Source organism: Oleiphilus sp. HI0067 (assembly GCF_001635735.1).
The window spans coordinates 1-826 of record NZ_LWFI01001197.1 but is presented as its reverse complement, the minus strand read 5'-3'; the positions used below and the strand labels follow the sequence as shown (position 1 = coordinate 826).

Genomic DNA, 826 nt, shown 5'->3' with positions numbered 1-826 from the left:
ATTGCTAGACACTTGGAGCTTGGCGCAAGCTTCAAGAATTCCAGTCGGGTCTGGCTTAGCAACTGGCACATCATCCGCGCAAATTAATACAGAACAGTTTTTGAGAAAACTAGTGCGCTTGATCAGAAGCTCGGTATAAAGTCGTGGCTTGTTGGTTACGATGCCCCAAGGAATGTTTTTACTCTTTAAGGTTTCAAGAATCTCGCGATTTTCGGGAAACAGTACTGCGTTTGCACCTACTTCATCAGCATAGATATTCAACAATTGCATGCGCAGCTGCTCGAACTCATCTTGATCAGTAATCTCCGGAAAGCATAGTTTTGTTAGTGCTCGTGAACCGTTAGAAACCTCTGCTCGGATAACTTCGTGTTCAATGGGGGCTTTATTGTGGAGTGCTAATAACTTCTCGACCGTAACGTAGAAGTCGGGTGCAGTGTCAACTAACGTACCGTCAAGATCGAATAAGACTGCTTCAAGTTCCATTTTATGCCTTGGGTTTGATGGCGTGCATCAAATAATTCACGTCTACATCGCGGCTGAGTTTGTATTCTTTAACCAGCGGATTGTATGTCATGCCTGATATATCCTGCATCTCTAAGCCTGCTTGACGAACCATGCCCCCAAGCTCTGAAGGTTTGATGAACTTCTTAAAATCGTGCGTTCCTTTAGGGAGCATCTTCATAAGGTGTTCGGCGCCAACGATTGCGAAAAGATATGCTTTGGGATTGCGATTAATGGTAGATAGGAAAAGGTCTCCACCGGGCTTAAGCAGGCGCTGGCACGCTTGAATTACCGATGATGGAGACGGAACGTGCTCTAGCATTTC

2 protein-coding genes are annotated in these 826 nt (G+C 45.4%); both read right to left on the bottom strand.

Annotated features, from left to right (window positions below; genetic code table 11):
* Positions 1 to 483, bottom strand: a 483-nt coding sequence (locus tag A3739_RS17785) for an HAD family hydrolase (RefSeq protein ID WP_068502279.1), incomplete at its 3' end; no start/stop codon positions are given.
* Between the two features lies 1 nt (position 484).
* Positions 485 to 826 (bottom strand): bifunctional 2-polyprenyl-6-hydroxyphenol methylase/3-demethylubiquinol 3-O-methyltransferase UbiG (gene ubiG, locus A3739_RS17780; RefSeq protein WP_068502275.1); only part of this gene is annotated, 342 nt, incomplete at its 5' end.